This is a genomic window from Mycobacterium sp. NGS51, from assembly GCF_059812525.1.
In genome coordinates this window covers 60168-76964 of sequence record NZ_JCALCV010000016.1, presented here as the reverse complement: position 1 = coordinate 76964, position 16797 = coordinate 60168, and the positions used below count along the sequence as shown (strand labels likewise).

Sequence of the window (16797 nt, the reverse complement as noted above, 5' to 3'; positions counted from 1 at the left end):
GACATGCTCGGAGCTTCAAGCAGATTCGACATCCTCGGTTCCCGACCAGCGGGCGACCGCACCAACCTCAAGGACTACGTGCGCGCCCTCGGTCGTGCAGGGTTTCGCGTGGTGGTTCTGGAGCCCAACGCCAAGCTTCCCATTGACATGCGGACCCCGAAGCAGAAGAAGGACGATGACGCCGCCGCGCAGGATGCCGCCAAGGCGGCAGGCAACCTCCGTTGGGCAGAAGCCAAGACGAGCGCGGGTATCCAGATGGCAACCTCCGACCCGCACCGCCTGGCGTCGTATGTCGAACGCGCCGAGAAACAATATGGGGAGCCGCCAAACCTGGCGATTGTTCCAGACCGCGACATGCTCATCATCGACACCGATTGGGCGGCGGGAACCGAACTGTTCCGTCAGGCGTATCGCACAGCCACGGGCGACGACATCTCGCTGACCGTCGCCAGCCCTGGAGTTCAGAATCCTGATGGCTCATGGAAACACGGTCCAGGGGGCGGGCACTTTTACCTGATGCTGCCCGAGGGATATGCACTACCTGCCGAAGCGCGGACCTTCTCGATGGGCAGCGGTGAATCAGAGTGGAGCATGTTCCCGTGCGACCACTACGTACTCATCCCGCCCAGTGTGCGCCCAGAGGGCACCTACCGCTGGCTCGGTGACGTTCACGAGGCACCGCCCGCCCTGCTGGAGATGATTGAGCAAGACGCTGCGGTTGTGGCTAGGGCACGTGCCGACCGTGCCGCCAAAGCCGCCCAGCGTGCCCACGATGGACCGACCGCTATCGACGCCTGGGCGGCGGCGACCGACTGGCGCGAGATTCTGGAACCAGATGGCTGGTATTTCACAGGCTGCCGCACGAGCTGCGGCTGCCCCGAAGTCACCGCACCAGGTGTCCATGCCAGTCCGAAGTCCGCCACCGCTCATGAGCCTGGCTGCCGCGAGACGGACACCGCCAGCGGTCACGGTCCGCTCCACATCTGGACCGACAACCCACCAGAAGGCATCGCTGCCTACGCCCACCAGACGGGCAAGAAGACCATGACCAAGCTTCAGTACGCCGCGTGGACACACCACAATGGCGACGAATCCACCGCCTGCAAGGCGCTTGGTATCAACTCTCCCAGCGGGGGCGGTATCGGATTCGCCACCGCCGAGGAACTTCTGGCAGCAGCCAACCTCACCCCTGCTGCTTCCGCACCAGCCGTGGAGGAAGGCGAGAAGCAGACGCAGGCGCAAGACCTCAGCGACGAGGATGTGGACCAGACGGCGACCGTCGAGCAGCTTTCCGAGGTACACGAGGACATCCCCGAAGTGTTCCGTCGAAAGGGCTTCAACCCCTATGACAGGAGCCTGTATCCGAAGGGTTTCCACTCCGACCCCGAGGCGTTGCGGAAGATTTTCGACTTCTCCGACGAGACACGAGCAATTTTCCACGCTGCCCGCTCACGTCGTCCGAAATCCGCACACCCCGTTGCGGTCCTGCACCGTGAGCTGCTTCGTCGTGGGATGCGCGCCCCCGTCGCTCTACGCTTGTGGGATGCCACACCACTGAGCACCTTCGTCGTCGCTGTCGGGCGCTCAGGCACGGGTAAGACCATCGCGGCGATGCCCGACGCGACACCTTGGCAGACCATCGACGCGCCACCGTGGCTTGCCGCCAAAGCAGCGAAGACCAGGGAGGAACCCTCGGATTCGGCGCTGGCGGCGGTCGCGGGTGGGACAGGCGGCGCGCCCACACTGATTCCGTTCAACTTCGACGCGACAACCTCCCTTGGGTCGGGTCAGGCGCTGTCCGACCTGCTTATCCGCATGGTCGGCAAAGGAGATGACCGCTGCGTCGAGATGCTCCCGCACCCTGTGACGTGGATTGACGAAGACGAGATGATGACGATGCTCAGGGCTGCCAAGAACGAAGCGTCCACCATCATCTCCACCCTCAACAACGCTTGGTCGGGTCGGCAAGTCGGCAATAGGACTCGCACCAACGGCGACACCCGAACAATCGGTGAGTACAACGTGTTTCTGTGGGGAGGCTTGCAACCGAAGTTCGCCGACGAGCTGATTCAGCACGACGATTCCGGGTTCCTCCAGAAGTGCGTCTTCAGCGCCGTCACCGACCCGTACCGCCGACTAAACGAGCCGAACATTCCTGCGCCTGTCGTGACACCCACAGGTGCCATGCCAGTAATCAACCCAGGCGACCGCTTCACCACCGACCAGGCGGTGTTGGACGAAATCGACTCCGCCAACGAGGACGCGGACTTCGACCACCTTGAGAACGAGGAGGACGAGAAAGCATCGCACCGCGTTCAGGTCCGCCTTCGCATCGCCTGCCTAGGAGCTTTGCTGCACGGAACACTGCACGTGTCCTACGCCCTGTGGGTATGGGCGGAGTACGTGATGGAGCACAGCGACCGCGTGTTCGCCATGCTGTGCGCGGAGGCGAAGAAGGTCGAGAACGCAGCGGCAACCAACAAAGGCACGAACCTCTCGAACGTCAAGGCGGCTGCTGACGCGCACACCGCGAACATGGTCAACGAAACGGCTGCCTTGGCATTGGCGCACATCACCGATTCGGGAGCTGACGGCATCACTCGCGGACGAGTCCAGAACAAGCTGGCGGAAGGCAAGAAGCCTTGGCTTGACCGTGCACTGGAACATCTGATGACGCAGAAGCTCATCCACCTCGACGGCACACGGTATAAGCGGACGCTCGCAATCGCGGAGGCGGTGTGATATGACCACCACTCGCCCAGCAAACCCCACCATGCGCGACGTGGCTGCTGTCATCATCCGCGACTTGTCCGTGGACGGAACCTTGCCATTGAGCGCGTGGGATGGCGTGTACCCGCCGTCCGTCATCTCGCAGGCACTCAACTATCTGTGCCGCCAAGGACTTCTCACCATCGAAAAAGGTCATGTGCATATTGACCCGTCGCGTATCGGGAGAGAGTCGTGAACGGGTTGTCACGTGTGTCCGACCTGACCCGCTGCCGCGTGTCACGTCCCCTGCCAACACTTTTCAGTGTCGGTGCTTTCGTCCAAGATGGGCTTTGCTGGCACAAGGAGAGGAACAGCAATGGGTTCGCCACCACACCGCCGCGCATGGCTCGTGCTGCTGTCACTGACCGTGGTGATGTCCGCGATGTTCACCGTGGCGCTGGTCATCGGCGCGCCCACAGATGCAGTAACCGTGTGGGCACTGGCGGCGTTGTTGTTCGTCGCGCTGCCCATGTCGCTGGTGGGTGTGCGAGCTACGCCGAAACGTCGGGAGGTGCAGCGATGAGCGGGAAGAGGCACGGAGGTATGGAGCCCATGGACTTCGACCGCCCGATGACGCTGCCCACCTTGAAGCCCGTGTCCCTCGACCCGATACCCGACCCACACGGGGCGCTGCACCGCCTACTCACGCCTGCTTACGAGTCGGTGCCCGAGGTGGTTCTTCGTGACCGCCTGAACCAACTCATCGACCACCGCAACGACGGTGTGACCCTGGACGACCTGTTTCCTGGAGTAGCACGATGACCGCCAAGACCAAGCGCCAACGCGAGTTGGAAGCTGCCATCGAGCGAGAGCTGGATGAGCACCTGGCGGAGCTGGATGCCGACCGCGCAGTTGCCCGACGCTTCTTCTGGAAGTGGCTTCTGTCGGCTACGGCAATGACCCTGCTCGGCAACGCTGGGCACGCATTGCTCCCGCCTGAAATGCCGAAGCTCGTGCGGCTGGCGGTCGCGTTAACCCCGCCCTTGGTCGCTCTCATCGCCATCCACGGAGTGACCGTTCTTGCCCGAGTGGGAGCTGGGCACCGCGACAAGGACAACGCCAAATGGACGTTCCGCGCTGCTGTTGGTGCCACCGTGCTCCTTGCTCTGGACGCCGCCGCTATCAGTTTCAACGGGTTGTACACCTTGGCGCTGGACAGCGGGCAACCGAAGTTCCTCGCCATCCTTTTCCCTCTGGCAATCGACGCGGGCATTGCCCTGGCGACCCTGGCTATCTACCACCTCCGTCCTGCCTCGGCGGCAGACCTTCGTGCCGCTCGGGAAGCGGCGAAGGAGCGCCGTGAACGGGAACTGGCTGCCCGCCAAGCGCCCGAGCACACGACCGACCTGGGCGGTCACAAGGACGTTCACACGGTCACTCCTACGCCCGAACACCCGCCCGAGACCGCGTTCACGCCCGAGCCAGGCAATACGGACGCGGGCACTGATGGGACAAGGAAACCGCAGCTCAACGCACGTGCACAGGCAATGACCGAGCCTGCGACTGTGCCCGTGAACGACCGTCTGCCCGAGTTCGAACGGGCACTGCCCGAGCGCGTGAACGACCGCACCACGGGCATTGAACGTGGTCACGAACAGCCAATGCCCGAGCACAACGGGCACGACCCGTTCATGACCGAGGCGCACGACATCCTCGCCAGAACTGGTAAACGCACGCCCGCCGCGACCGTCGCCGCCGTGCTCCGCCAGCTCGATGCTCCCGATGCGAAGGTCTCCGTCATCGCCGCCGCGCTGGGCATGGGCGAGCGCACCGTGCGGGAAATCCGCGACGCCCGCCGCCCCCACCTCATCCAGACCGCCGTCTGACACAGCCCGAGCCGCGATACGGACTATCTTCACCTGACCCCGAAAGCAGCCCGATTCCCGCGCTACGGACGGGCACCACGAGCACCCACGAGAACCGTCCCTGTTGCAGGGCACGTTCTTGTTCCAGAAACTAGGGATGACCTCGGCGTTTTAACCATCTGCCGAAACGTCGCCAGTCGCTACGACCCGCGCTACGAACCCCGCAACGGCGGACGCTACGGACGCAGCTACGGGTGTTGCCACGGGCGTCGATACGGGTCTTGATACGGAATCCGCTATCAATGCTGGTGAATGGCATGTTTTCGGCATACGGGCTGCTCACCGCTGAATTCCAGACACCGATAATGTCAACTTAATAATTCATCGACTGCCGCCCATCCGAGAAAGTCAAGAACCCGCCAGAATGGCGATAACGTGACGTTAACAGGTCAACCTATTCATCCCGCGACACGCTGACGCGGACAACCTAGCGGCTGATTCAGCACCGCCCTGAGCTGCCATTACTCACTTTCCCGACCGCTTCACCCGCATTGCTAATTCTGCTAAGCCAGGGCTTCCCAACATTTGCAACCGTATGCTACATTTATAAAAGTTCTTCAACTGCCGCCGCTTAGAACGCGCAAGCGCATTCTGCTCAGCGGCGATTGGGGAGATAAGAAGGCAATTAAGCAGGGATGGATTCCCGAATTCAGCATCCGTCCCCTGAACAGGAGGACGGAACGATGTCGCCAACACCAACACCAACACCCGTGCCCGACCCGAGTGTCTGGTGCGACTTCGCGCCCAGCATCGCTTGCGCCACCGATGGCACGTCCCTGCCGCCAGGGAGCTGCACCCCCGAGCTGTGCGAGCCATTCCAGCCCGAACCCACGTTCAATGAAAGGGCTCAATACGCCCACGGCGTTCTGGGCGACCTGGCACCCGCCCACACCCAATGGGTCTTCGACTGGGCATCGGCGGGGCTGACCACCCTGGTGCTGCTCGCCGCCGCCGTGTTGGTCTGGACCGTCATCCGCCACCATCGACACGGGAGCAGGACATGACCACCCGTGCACCCCTGCGGGATTCCCTGCCGCTGCCCTATCGCCCGTCGCAGCCGCCGCCTGTTGCCCCGACCTCGCACCGTGCCCGCCGCCTGGCGGCTGTCCTCGGCACCGCCGTCGTGCTGGGCGGTCTGGGCATCGGCGTCGGCATCGGCATCGCGCGGGCGGACGGCGGCTGCGTGGGCAAGTGGACCGCGCAGAACTGGCAGAGCGGCGAAGCGCGTCTCATCTGCGAAGCCCTGTACGGGACAACCCGCGATGGTGTGGACAGCGCCATCGACCAGTGCGTGTATGACGACCGCTCCGACGACGTGCTAGCGGAGGTCAACAAGTACAGGACGAACCCCAAGGCGTTGTCGCGCTCAATGGAGTTCGCCATCACCACCTCGCACATTGCCCGTTCCACGTGCGAGATGAACGCGGCTCGCACGTCGATGGCAACCGCGCCGACTGGCGGTGTCACCGCGACCCGCCAACAAGACCCGCGCAAGGCGGAGTACGAAAGCGGATACACCGCCGAGCGCGACCACCGCCGCATGACTGACCTGATGGGCATGGCGCTCGTTGTCGGCGCTATCGGGGCTGGCGTGTTCGGGTTCACCAGATGGCGGAAACGGAAGAACGAAGCACCTGCACACGTCGCCGCACCGACGCCCCCGCAGTGGTGTGAGAACCACGAGCCCGCGCATCCCGACGCTGGCGGGTCGTATGCCCCAGCAGACGCCGCCACGGATGAACCTTCGCGCGACCAGAACCAAGGTCAGGAACGACCTGACGGAGGTGATGACTGGTGAGGAAGCATTTGCTGAAACTAAAGCCCTGGCAGCGCGCCGCCTTGGTGGGCGTGGTGCTGTTCATCGCGTCGAACGTCGCCTACTCGCTAGTCCTGGGCGGCGCACCAACCATGGTCAAGGGCACGGACGGGCTTCCTGTCACCTCGGATACCGCGCACACCGCCGAGATGGTGAAGAAGACGCTTGGCGCGATGTCGGCAGTTGCCTTCGCCTACGCAGGGTTCGTGTTCGTGCAGGCGCAGGGGACTTGGGACGGGTTTGTGAAGCAGTTCAAGGCAGCACGCGAGCAAACTCGTCAGGTGGACTCCGCCGAGGGTCCAGCTCAGGCGCAGCCGATGGGAAAGCAGACACCCGCGAACCATGGCGAGGTAGTGGACTACCCCGAGGACTTCGAATCGCAGGAACAACCGCAGCAACAGAGTAACCAGAGCAACGGATGGAATGACTGGTGATGACTGTGCCCCTGTCCCCGTACTTCGGTGAACACATGCCGCCGCTTGAGGTAGAGGAAATCTACTTCACTCCGCGCTCAGTCGAGGTGCCGCCGCGAGTTCTAACACCAACTGCGATCAAGCGAGAGAGTAAGCGATGACCTACCACTATCCAGGGCTGGACCTGCCCACCATTTCCCGCCGTGATGCCTATGTGCGCAACTTCGCCTCCGCCGCCGCGTCGGTCCCCGTCGTACTTCGAGACATGGACCACTTCATCGCCGAGACAGAGGAAGTGGACGAGATGGTGAATCGCTGGGTTATCAACCCCCTTCAGACGTGGCGTGACGGCAAGCGCTTGTACAAGCATGTCAAGAGCATTCGTCCGACTCTAGACGCTGCTGCGGAAGCTGTAGCCGAGGTTTTTCGTCTAGATGAGGAACTGATTGCACTTGTGGATGACCAGCCACCTGTCGTCCCGCTCAACCCCGCACTGGCGGGGTTGTCGGACGAGGAGCTGATTCGCCGCGAAGATGAACTGAGCGCACAGCTTGGGCAGGTCGTCGCGCACGTCGATTCGCTCGCCGCCTCCGCAGGGTCGGATGGGTCGGAGGCGTGGTCTCGCAACCTGCTCGCCGCTGTGTGGGATATGCACATCGTGCGTCGAGAGCTGGTGGGCGTGACCAGCAATCTCACCGCACGGCAAGCCCACTCAGATGAGCCGACTCTCACATCGACCAACCCAGCCGCGCCCAGTACATCCACCGCCGCCCACTGGAACGACTGGTGATAACGATGAAACGCAACTGGCTCGGAATCGGAGCGGGGTTGTTCCTCGCGTGGGCTATCGCCATGTCGATGCTCGACGGCATGAAGTCGGGCGACTTCGGAAGCAGTTCGGGCAGCAGCGCGGGCAACCTGCTGGGCACGGTCTTGCTGTGGGTCGTAATCGGCGCGGGGGTGTTCATCTTGTTCAAGTGGGTGCTCCCCGCGATGCGCAATGCCCGCGTCTCCCGCGTGCCCGAGCACGGCGCGCATCACCAGGCGTTGATGGACCAGCAGCGGCAGATTGACGAAGCCCGTTGGGAGATTCAGCAGCAGATTGACGCTGCCCGCGCACAAGCCCAGCAGGAGGGCGCGGCGGAGGTTGCGCGGGTCAAACAGCGGGTCGAAGCGATGCAGAACAGGTGGGTATAGCGATGGGATATCAGTACTCAGCCAAGGAACGCCAGCAAATCAAGCGCCAGAACGCGCAAGCCGCGCTGAAGGACCGCCAGGGCGCACAGCAGGTTCGGGTGAAGACGGCGAACGATGTCGCCGCCATCCGCGAGAAGGGGCAGGCGCAGATTGCCGCCGCAGCCAAGGACGCCGCCGCGCCATTCATGGTGGAGGTGAAACGTCTCATCTCCCAGCCCATCACGCAGTGGGCAGGTGGTCCTGGCGAGACCCTTGTGGTGAAGCACTGGCGTACGCCCGCCATCACCAGATGGGGTGAGCAGAACGCCGAACCTGGTCCACTGGTCCGCCTGACACGAGGGCAACGACCAGTTCGGGAAAAGGCGCTCATCGAGAAAGCATCTCCCACGTTGCTGAGCACACCAGATGGCAGGGAGTGGGCGAAGGCGGCGGACGCGGCGGTGGATGAAGTCAAGAAGCGCTACCCGATTCTTTCACGTTTGGCTGACCGCGACTTCATGGCGCAGCTCCTTCACGCGGCAGGCATCACCACACGGGACACGGACAAGAAAACTCGTCAGACCGTATACGGACCCATGGACCAGACCATCATTGTGGTGTCCGTTCCCGTTCTCTCCGAGGTGACCGTTGACCAGGATGGGCTGGTGCTGCGCTTCGCGCACCGCACGGGTGACTCCGCCGCTGAGTGGGCGTCGGGTAGGAGGCTGGATGCCCTCAAATCGGCGTTCAGCGCGGGTGGGGTGGATGCCTCACGCTTGAGAGTTGTTCCAGGGCACGACGGTTCCATTGTCCTGCACTTCGATGACGCACCAAGCGCTTTCCCGAAGGCGGTTGCTCCGCCAGTCACAGAACCCGTGGAGTCCGTCGAGGAAGCCAAGCGCCGCTACCGCGACTTCCGTTGGTTGCTGGGAGTCGATGCGCGTGGCAACGTCATCGCCCCATCCATCCGCGAGGTGTATCACGTTCTCGCCATTGGTGGTACAGGGTCGGGCAAGAGCGTTTGGATACGCGGTCTCATCGAGTCAGCACGGCTGGCTGGGTTCAGGGTCTACCTGGGCGACGGCAAATTGTCCGATTACCCCGCCTTGGAGAACACACCAGGCGTGGTCATGCGGTCATCGGAAGCGGCGCAGCACATCGTGCTGGTTGCTGAGGTACATGACGAGATGGTCCGCCGCCAGGCAGTGGCGGAGAAGCGTAAGCGGGATGGTCACCCCGACCCGTTCGACTTCGAGCCCATTCTGCTGGTGTTGGATGAGTTCGCGTCGATGCGCAACGATGTCTTCGAGTTCGTGGACGGCAAGAAGCCCGCGATGGACCCGTGGCTCAACGCCATCGCCGCAATCAGCCGCAAGGGTAGGGAGCTAAAGGCACACCTGGTGCTGGCGTCGCAGGACTTGTATGTCGAGAACATCCCGAATCAGTGGCAGGGGAACTTTCAGCTACTCGTGTCCCTCGGCGAGATTGAGGACAAGACCCTAGACACCAAGTTCATCCCCGACACCCTGAAGGACGAGGCGAAGCGAGTCGGCTCCCGCATCACCCGCAAGGACCGTGGGCGTGGGCTTTTCGTGGACAAGGCACATCCGCCGAACGTCCGCATCACCGAGTTCCAGAGCTTCTACAGCTACAGTCCAGGCAGCACGAGCCTGGCAACGGAGGCACCGCCAGAGGTGTCCCCGCCCACCACAGAAGTTCGCGCAGTGTGGGAGCAGCAGCGGGATGCCGCCGAGCAAATGCAGCGGCTTTACCCCCGCATCGGTATCAAGGTTGGCGGACCCGAGTGGACCGACGCCAAGGTTTCCGAACTGATGAAAGTTCCCACCGTCGCACTGGACGACCGCGACGGTAACCCAATCCCGAGCATGGTGAGGTATGACCACCGAACGGCTGAATGGCTGGGGCGGGAGCAGGTCAGCATGACGACACGGCGGGGTTCCGCCATGGCGCATGGAGAAGAGGACGTGGAATCTCCGCCGCGAGTTTCACCGACCGAGCAAGCGCCCGCACCCACACCAACCGCCGAGCCCAAGTCGGCGGACGCTGGCGACGCCCCCGATTGGATGCCCACCAAGGAGGAGGCGCAGCGCATGACACCCGAGGAGCGGGAAGAGGTCATGCGACGGCTGTGGGAAGAGAAGTACGACAAGCCGAACCCTGACCGCGACCGCCTCAACGAACTGATTGACAGTGAAGATTCGCCGAATCCGCTGGCGGACAAGGTTAACGACGACGGCTCGATTGGAGAATTCTGATGAGCACCAGCACGAAAACCCCAGCCACGCCATTGGTATTCGGCGTGGACGTAACGACGCGCGGCGTGAGCCTGGCGCTGGTCACCGCTGATGACCCGACCCCGAAGCGGGCGTTCATCCCCGAGCCGTCCGACGAGGGGTTGGCGCATACCCCTTACAGCACATGGCATAGGAGTGCTGACTTGGCGAAGCGTGCTCACGAGAAAATCACCACCCAGGGCACCGTGCGCCCGACGCTGGTGCTGGCAGCCAAAAATATCTGGAACGACATGAAGGTGGACCCATCCGCGTTCCGCCGCGCAATGGTGTGGAGCCTGCTGCTGGACCGCCTGCATAAGGCGAGGATTCCCGTAGGCGAGTACCCGCTGCCGAGTTTGCTTGTGTGGCTGGAAGGCAGCGGGCACGGCGGGCGCGGGCGCGGTGTCCTGTCCGTGCTGGACCAAGCCGTCGAGAAACAATGGGGCATCCGACCCCTCTATGGGGTTTCCGAGAACGGGAACCAGTACACCTACCCGTTCCGTCGCAGCACCGTGGCGCTGGCGATGGCGGCGGCGATGGCGGTGGGTATAGAGACGGATGTTCCCGTGACACAACGCCGCTTGAACGTACTGTCGGGGTACGCCGACGATGAAGCCACCACGAGGCAGAACAAGTCCGTCGTGTTCCCCACGAGACGCAAGCCCCCGCGCACCGTCGCGGCATGGAACGAACTCAACGCACATCCCGAGTCGTTGTTACGTGCGGTGGACAAGGACGCCGACAGGGACGGGGACGCAGCGTGAACGCGAACAGTGCCCCTGTACGGAACCAGGACGTTTCCCACGAACAGGACCGTGTTTCGCTGGCACAGACGAAGGACTGGGAACTGTTCTACGACCTGGAACACGCCGTGGTCGGACTGCTGTACGCGGGCTGGGACCAAGCCGCCGCTGTGTCAGCCAGCGGGTTCGTCCGTCAGCTCCGAGCCCTGGACCTGCACGAGCACCAGACCATCGACATCCCCAACCCACGGGGTGGCACCTCCCGCGTGAACACCGCCGACATGCGGCTCGCACACCGCAGAGCACTGCTGCCACTGCTGGAACTGGAACCCGAGCTGGACCTGCCGATGGACGTTCAGATTCACCTGGAGCAGGTACGGACAGAGATGGAACAGCTTGCCGCCATCGGGCTGGGCAAGAACAACGAGCACGAAAGTTAGGAGGATAAAATGGGATTCGGGAAGTTTCTACTCAAAGCGATTGACACGGCGATGGGCTATGAGGGTCCGTCGAGCGGGCAACAACACCAGCATCCCGCCGCATCGGGCACACCGCTGAGGAACATGGACAGGTACCAGCAGCAGCTTTACACCGCTTGGCAGCGTGACCCGTACGCCAACCGCGACTTTAACTACTACTGGCGCTCAATCAACTGGAAGGATTTTGAGAGGTGGGGCACAGTGTGGAGCCGTGATGCGCTCTGCTGCACGGATTTACCAACGTACCTACACGCTTGCCGCTCACTGTGGTCCAGCACCGCTGAACAAGCGCTGCCGCTCTGGCAGCAGGACATGAACCCGAACACCGACTTCCCGACGTACGCCAACCGCCTGTACCAGCTCGGATGGGACCGTGTGCAGCGGGCGGTGCCCAAGTGGCGCGGCTCCAATAAAGAGCAGCTATCACTACCTGACTACGTACGACGCCACGGGTGACCTAATCCAGCGCGACAGCGGCTCTATATAGCAGGTCCGACGTAACACCCGCCGCGAACGAGCCACTCTCCGTCGAGCTGAAGGTCCGCACCCTCCCGCATGGCGAAGTAGACGAGCGCCGAAAGTCCGTCCAGCTCCACGCCAGCCGCCGCCATCGCCTCCTTTGCACGCCTACGCCCAGCTTGGGCAGCCTCAGCGGGCATCCGACCTCGGTCCATCCACTGCCGCACCTCACTGGGTGGATACCCAGTCAGCAGGGCGACGGCGGCGTGGTTGAACCCGCCGTGTCCACCGTCGATGGAGCTGTCTACCATCGCTACATCGGTCATAGTTTTCTCCTGGCTGTTGTTGTTCATGCGGCGAAACCCTTTGGCAGGGGCTTGAGTACCGCCACCCACTGACCTGATACCTGACCGGACACCATCACCGAGTCGATGCCCACCCAGCCTCCAGTGCCATCGCGGCGCACGGGACACACCAGCCCATCGAGCACCTGGTCCCAGCGCGCGGCGATGAACCAGCCACCGTTCGAACCGTGGACCCACCTCGGTTCAGCCCCAGCGACGACGGCTGCGACGTGAGTGGGTTCGTAGTCGGCGAACGGAGTCAGCTCGTCGGAGTCCTGTGTCACATCCCCTGCATCGGCGGGGACGACGCTGTTGGGGTTGCCACCCGCTTCCGTGACGCGGCGGCGCAGAATAGCGATGTTTTCTGCTGATGCACCGGCATCGAGTGCCATCTCCAGCCTCTTCTCGGCAGCTAGCAGAGCTTTCGTCTTGCCACGACTCCTCGGCACGGTCATGCCACCAACCCCTCAATCAGCCTGGGACGGAACCCCGCCCACGGCGCGATGTTGTTGTCGGCTGGGAAAACTACTGGCAACATCGAAAAACCCTCACGCTTAAGGAACTCCGCCGCATCGGGCGACTCCGACACGTCGATGATGCGGGCGTTGATGCCATGCTTGTCCAGGTGCCGCTTGGTGAAGGTGCACTGCGGGCAGTTCGGCTTACTGAACACGGTTACGGCGGGTTTCCCGTTCACGGCATAGTGTTCCGCAACGGCGGGTGCTAACGTGGTCATGACAATCTCCTTCTGTTGTTGATGGGGTTGTTGGTAGGACAGCCCGCGCGGCGGTTTCTGAGGCTGCACCGCGCGGGCGTCCAGACTCAGTCGAACAGCCGCTCTCCCAGTTCCTTTGTCAGAACTGCGGTCAACGCGGCAACACCCTCGTCTGTCTGCTCGAAGTACAGGGCGTTGCGCTCGGCTAGCATTTCGTTGAGGACATCCTTGACCGTAGTGAGGATTTCTGCCCGCACGACTGGCGCTTGTCGGTTCCACGTCTCCACCTGTTCAGATGTGGCAGTGTCGATGAGGTCTTCAATAAACATGTCTTTCTCCTTGATTATTCTCTGGGGCACATCGTGTTTGACGTGCTCGTATTGGGGTCCATGACACCGTTGTCACGTCCCCGTTCCCGACCCGTTCGATTAGGCCGCGACTCGGATTGACTGGCACAGGAACTTCTCCCGCACATCCCACAGGCGGTAGGTAGACGCCCTGCGCGACTGGACGGCAGCCCGAACGTCGTAGCCCTGTGCCTTCAATGCACTCCAGCCCGTCAGCGCCAACAGGTCAGGTGCAGGGCAATGGTCGGTAGCGGCGTTGTTGAGCGCCAGAATCATGCGCAGCGCTTCCGCCTCGGTCACTGGGATAGGGGTGTTCCTGCGTCCGCCCACCGCTTCGTGGATGTACCAGAACGGGTTGTCCGCGCGTCCACGAGTCCGTCCAGGGGTCGGCAGTCCTCGTACACCCAGCGCCAGCATGTGCGATGCCACAGCGTCGCTGTCGCACAAGCGTGCGCCCGCCCACACTGGGAGGTTGGTTGCGCCGGTGTAGCCGTGCACCAGCGCGAACGCGCGGGCAGCGTTCAGCGACGAGGCGACACTCGCCAACCTGGCGAGTGGTTCGATGTTGCTCATGTAAACTCCTTGAATCTGGTTGTTGTGTTGTTGTTCGAGAGCCCGCCCTGCACGGCGGGTTTTCTCGTTACTGGGTCCGCGACGCCGCTGTCACGTCCCCTGTTCCCGAACCCGTGATTGGCACGGGCGGGAAGTCTTCGGTGGTCAGGCGGGAACCACCTCGATGTGGTCGATACGGTCGTGCCACTTCAGGTATCCGCCCGAGACGGTCCACTCGTCGGCGGGGTTGTTGGTGCCAGGAATCCAGTTGACGTTGAGGACGATTCCTGCACGGTTCGCCGCGCTTCGCAGCTCGGCTGCCTTGCCGCCGCCCGACTCGGCGTTCGCGTAGGTCAGCCATTGCGCATCGACCATCAGGTTCAGCTTCAAGGTGTCAAGTCCGTGTACGTCACGGACCTTGCCCGCGAGCCAGACCGCCTTCTTGGCGGCAGCCATCTCGGCGACGAGCTGGGCGATAGTCGGGTTCTTGGTGGTCATGTCAGGCACTCACCTTCTCGCCCCGCGCTGTCTGCTTCGCCTGCTGCGCCAGCCATGCCTCGAACTGGTCGGTGGGGTAGCGCAGCGATGAGCCGACTTTGATGCTCACTGGTCCCACGTTCTTCGAGCGCCAGTAGCTCAAGGTCTGAGCCGATACGCCCAGGCGCTCACGGACCTGAGTCGAGGTCAGGTACTCGGGTGCCGCGACGGCGACGGCGGTCTTCTTTCGTGCCACGGTGGCACTCTCCTCCCTATGTACGTATCGGTCGAGATGTACGATTCATACAGTAGCATAGGATGTACGGATTGTCTGTTCTGTACGGATTGGATATGGTGTCGGCATGGCAGACCCCCAGGACCGCGCTCTCGGCGCTGTTATCCGTGCCCGTCGAACAGCCCGTGGACTCCAACAACAAGAGATGGCTGAACGGCTGGGCATAGCGGCGGTCGTTTACGGGCGGATGGAACTCGGTAACCGTCCTGTGCGCGCGACGGAACTGCGGGATATTGCCAAAGTGCTGGGTATCAGGACGGATGACCTGCTGCGCGAGGTGACCCCTGTTACACCTGAAGAACAGGTGGAGCGTGCCGCGTCCAGAAGGGACACCGCGTACAACGCTCTACGGATGTACGGCTCCGCCGTGCTGGATGCCGTCGAAGCTGTCCAGGCGGGGGAGTTCGGGGCGCTGATGGACGACCACCAAATAGATGACGCCGAAGACCTCGCTGGCTGGCTGCGAACCTCCCAACCACACTTTGACGGGTTGACTGTCCCCGTCGAGCTGGTGCCCGTCCTGCGCCAGGTGCTCGGCGACCTCACGGAGTCCGTGCCTATTTACCCGTCGAAGGGCGGCGATGGCGATGGCTGAGCAGCGGCGCAAACCTGGCGCTCATATAGAGGACACCTGGAAACGCAGGGATGGAACTCCTAAGCCGCGCAATGGAATAGGGAAGCGTTGGCGGGTTGTCGTGGTCGGACTGGACGGTGACAGGTCGGGGGAGTACTTCGAGCGCAAGGTGGACGCGGAGTCATACCGCGACGCCGCCAAGAACAAGCTCACAACGGGCAGTTACGTCAACCCGAAATCGGGGAAGCTCACCGTCGAGCAGGTCTACGAGGAGTGGCTGACCCAGCAGGCGCACGCGGCGGATTCGACCCAGGCGAAACGGGAGTCGGCGTGGGACGTTTGGGTGTCCCCGAAGTGGCGCAAGGTCGCGGTGTCCGATGTGCGGCGCTCAGCGGTGCGGTCATGGGTGACGGAAATGACCGAGGACGGTGCTGGTCCGACGACCATTGAGAACGCCGTCGAGGTGCTGCGCCTGGTGCTCGCGCTGGCTGTTGAGGACAAGCGGATTGTCGAGAATCCCGCGTCCGGGGTGAAGTTGCCGCCGCGTGAGCACCGTCCACGGGCATACCTCACCCATGAGCAGGTCTGGCAACTTGCCGACACCATCGACCCTCGCTATCGCATCTTGGTGCTGTTCTTGTGCTACACGGGCTTGAGGTTCGGTGAAGCTGCCGCCCTCGAAGTCCGTGACATCGACTTCTTGCGCCGCCGCGTTGAGGTGCGCCAGCAGGTGACCGAGGTGAAGGGAAAACTGGTCTGGACGCCGACCAAGGGGAAGAGGAGGAGGTCAGTCCCGTTCCCCAAGTTCCTGGTCGATGACCTGTCGCTGCTGTGTGTGGACAAGAAACGGGACCAACAGGTGTTCGAGGCACCCTTGGGTGGAACGCTGCGGCTCAACTCGTGGCGGAAGCGAACCTGGAAGGACGCCATCTCGACCCTGCGCCAGGTGGACGACGAGGGGACACCGCACGCCGATTTCCCCGAGGCAACCCCGCACGACTTGAGGCACACGGCGGCGTCACTCGCCATCTCCGCCAACGCGAACGTCAAGGCGGTGCAGACCATGTTGGGTCACAAGTCAGCGGCGTTGACCCTGGACACTTACAGCGACCTGTTTCCTGCTGATCTGGACGGGGTTGCCGCAGCGTTCGACCGTGAGGTGGAGGCGATGAATCGAGCGGCTAATGGCACCGGAAACGCCGCCGACTGATTCTCCTGCCACTCCACTGCCACTCAGCGCTTCTCTGCCACTCAACGAGAAAACCCGCCCTATCCTGTTTAACCAGGTCAAAGCGGGTTTCTCGATGTCGGGGTGGCGGGATTCGAACCCACGACCTCTTCGTCCCGAACGAAGCACGCTACCAAGCTGCGCCACACCCCGCATGAAGCCACGACAGCGTATCGCACCGCCGCGGCCGCTCGTCAAAGTGGATTGAGTGCGGCAAACGACGGGTATCCGAGGAGGATCCGCCCCTGGTG

At 62.8% G+C, this 16797-nt stretch carries 23 protein-coding genes and 1 tRNA gene; 16 read left to right on the top strand and 8 right to left on the bottom strand.

The window, feature by feature from the left end:
* Positions 1 to 3: 3 nt before the first annotated feature.
* From AC5Y5W_RS18935 to AC5Y5W_RS18870, 14 genes are all read left to right on the top strand, one after another.
* Positions 4 to 2742, top strand: coding sequence for a bifunctional DNA primase/polymerase (locus AC5Y5W_RS18935; protein ID WP_500022469.1), 2739 nt, complete (start codon positions 4 to 6; stop codon positions 2740 to 2742).
* Position 2743: 1 nt separating this feature from the next.
* Complete coding sequence (locus AC5Y5W_RS18930) at positions 2744 to 2965, top strand: hypothetical protein (protein WP_500022468.1); 222 nt, start codon at positions 2744 to 2746, stop codon at positions 2963 to 2965.
* A 120-nt stretch (positions 2966 to 3085) separates the two neighbouring features.
* Positions 3086 to 3292, top strand: coding sequence for a hypothetical protein (locus AC5Y5W_RS18925; RefSeq protein ID WP_500022467.1), 207 nt, complete (start codon positions 3086 to 3088; stop codon positions 3290 to 3292).
* Positions 3293 to 3321: 29 nt separating this feature from the next.
* A complete protein-coding gene (locus AC5Y5W_RS18920; RefSeq protein WP_500022466.1) occupies positions 3322 to 3531 on the top strand; it encodes a hypothetical protein in 210 nt (69 codons plus the stop codon).
* Positions 3528 to 4595, top strand: coding sequence for a DUF2637 domain-containing protein (locus AC5Y5W_RS18915; protein ID WP_500022465.1), 1068 nt, complete (start codon positions 3528 to 3530; stop codon positions 4593 to 4595). Before AC5Y5W_RS18920 ends, AC5Y5W_RS18915 begins: the two co-directional genes overlap by 4 nt.
* 722 nt (positions 4596 to 5317) lie before the next feature.
* Positions 5318 to 5638, top strand: coding sequence for a hypothetical protein (locus AC5Y5W_RS18910; protein WP_500022464.1), 321 nt, complete (start codon positions 5318 to 5320; stop codon positions 5636 to 5638).
* A complete protein-coding gene (locus AC5Y5W_RS18905) occupies positions 5635 to 6432 on the top strand; it encodes a hypothetical protein (RefSeq protein WP_500022463.1) in 798 nt (265 codons plus the stop codon). Before AC5Y5W_RS18910 ends, AC5Y5W_RS18905 begins: the two co-directional genes overlap by 4 nt.
* Positions 6429 to 6884 (top strand): hypothetical protein, encoded by a 456-nt coding sequence (locus AC5Y5W_RS18900; RefSeq protein ID WP_500022462.1) that lies wholly within the window; start codon positions 6429 to 6431, stop codon positions 6882 to 6884. The genes AC5Y5W_RS18905 and AC5Y5W_RS18900 overlap by 4 nt, the downstream gene beginning before the upstream one ends.
* A 136-nt stretch (positions 6885 to 7020) precedes the next feature.
* Positions 7021 to 7653, top strand: coding sequence for a hypothetical protein (locus AC5Y5W_RS18895; protein WP_500022461.1), 633 nt, complete (start codon positions 7021 to 7023; stop codon positions 7651 to 7653).
* 5 nt (positions 7654 to 7658) lie between these two features.
* Positions 7659 to 8060 carry a GNAT family protein gene (locus AC5Y5W_RS18890; RefSeq protein ID WP_500022460.1) on the top strand — a complete coding sequence of 134 codons (402 nt, stop codon included), beginning with the start codon at positions 7659 to 7661 and terminating at the stop codon, positions 8058 to 8060.
* 2 nt (positions 8061 to 8062) lie between these two features.
* Positions 8063 to 10315, top strand: a complete 2253-nt coding sequence (locus tag AC5Y5W_RS18885; protein ID WP_500022459.1) for a type IV secretory system conjugative DNA transfer family protein — start codon at positions 8063 to 8065, stop codon at positions 10313 to 10315.
* A complete protein-coding gene (locus tag AC5Y5W_RS18880) occupies positions 10315 to 11097 on the top strand; it encodes a hypothetical protein (protein ID WP_500022458.1) in 783 nt (260 codons plus the stop codon). The genes AC5Y5W_RS18885 and AC5Y5W_RS18880 overlap by 1 nt, the downstream gene beginning before the upstream one ends.
* Positions 11094 to 11516, top strand: coding sequence for a hypothetical protein (locus AC5Y5W_RS18875; protein WP_500022457.1), 423 nt, complete (start codon positions 11094 to 11096; stop codon positions 11514 to 11516). The genes AC5Y5W_RS18880 and AC5Y5W_RS18875 overlap by 4 nt, the downstream gene beginning before the upstream one ends.
* Before the next feature lie 9 nt (positions 11517 to 11525).
* Positions 11526 to 12011, top strand: a complete 486-nt coding sequence (locus tag AC5Y5W_RS18870) for a hypothetical protein (protein WP_500022456.1) — start codon at positions 11526 to 11528, stop codon at positions 12009 to 12011.
* Positions 12012 to 12034: 23 nt separating this feature from the next.
* Here AC5Y5W_RS18870 and AC5Y5W_RS18865 read toward each other — a convergent pair whose 3' ends face one another.
* From AC5Y5W_RS18865 to AC5Y5W_RS18835, 7 genes are all read right to left on the bottom strand, one after another.
* Entirely contained in the window at positions 12035 to 12367 is a 333-nt protein-coding gene (locus AC5Y5W_RS18865) for a hypothetical protein (protein WP_500022455.1), read from the bottom strand.
* A complete protein-coding gene (locus tag AC5Y5W_RS18860; protein WP_500022454.1) occupies positions 12364 to 12813 on the bottom strand; it encodes a hypothetical protein in 450 nt (149 codons plus the stop codon). The genes AC5Y5W_RS18865 and AC5Y5W_RS18860 overlap by 4 nt, the downstream gene beginning before the upstream one ends.
* Positions 12810 to 13094 (bottom strand): glutaredoxin domain-containing protein, encoded by a 285-nt coding sequence (locus AC5Y5W_RS18855; RefSeq protein WP_500022453.1) that lies wholly within the window; start codon positions 13092 to 13094, stop codon positions 12810 to 12812. The genes AC5Y5W_RS18860 and AC5Y5W_RS18855 overlap by 4 nt, the downstream gene beginning before the upstream one ends.
* Positions 13095 to 13180: 86 nt before the next feature.
* Positions 13181 to 13402: a hypothetical protein gene (locus tag AC5Y5W_RS18850; RefSeq protein ID WP_500022452.1), complete on the bottom strand. Its 222-nt coding sequence runs from the start codon at positions 13400 to 13402 to the stop codon at positions 13181 to 13183.
* Between the two features lie 99 nt (positions 13403 to 13501).
* Complete coding sequence (locus AC5Y5W_RS18845) at positions 13502 to 13993, bottom strand: hypothetical protein (protein WP_500022451.1); 492 nt, start codon at positions 13991 to 13993, stop codon at positions 13502 to 13504.
* Between the two features lie 144 nt (positions 13994 to 14137).
* Positions 14138 to 14470: a hypothetical protein gene (locus tag AC5Y5W_RS18840; RefSeq protein ID WP_500022450.1), complete on the bottom strand. Its 333-nt coding sequence runs from the start codon at positions 14468 to 14470 to the stop codon at positions 14138 to 14140.
* Between the two features lies 1 nt (position 14471).
* Positions 14472 to 14705 (bottom strand): helix-turn-helix transcriptional regulator, encoded by a 234-nt coding sequence (locus AC5Y5W_RS18835; protein ID WP_500022449.1) that lies wholly within the window; start codon positions 14703 to 14705, stop codon positions 14472 to 14474.
* A 106-nt stretch (positions 14706 to 14811) separates the two neighbouring features.
* Here AC5Y5W_RS18835 and AC5Y5W_RS18830 point away from each other — a divergent pair, with 106 nt between their 5' ends.
* Positions 14812 to 15339: a helix-turn-helix domain-containing protein gene (locus tag AC5Y5W_RS18830; RefSeq protein ID WP_500022448.1), complete on the top strand. Its 528-nt coding sequence runs from the start codon at positions 14812 to 14814 to the stop codon at positions 15337 to 15339.
* 100 nt (positions 15340 to 15439) lie between these two features.
* Entirely contained in the window at positions 15440 to 16528 is a 1089-nt protein-coding gene (locus AC5Y5W_RS18825) for a tyrosine-type recombinase/integrase (RefSeq protein ID WP_500022447.1), read from the top strand.
* A gap of 97 nt (positions 16529 to 16625) precedes the next feature.
* Here the strand turns inward: AC5Y5W_RS18825 and AC5Y5W_RS18820 are convergent.
* Positions 16626 to 16699, bottom strand: a tRNA-Pro gene (locus AC5Y5W_RS18820).
* Between the last annotated feature and the right edge of the window lie 98 nt (positions 16700 to 16797).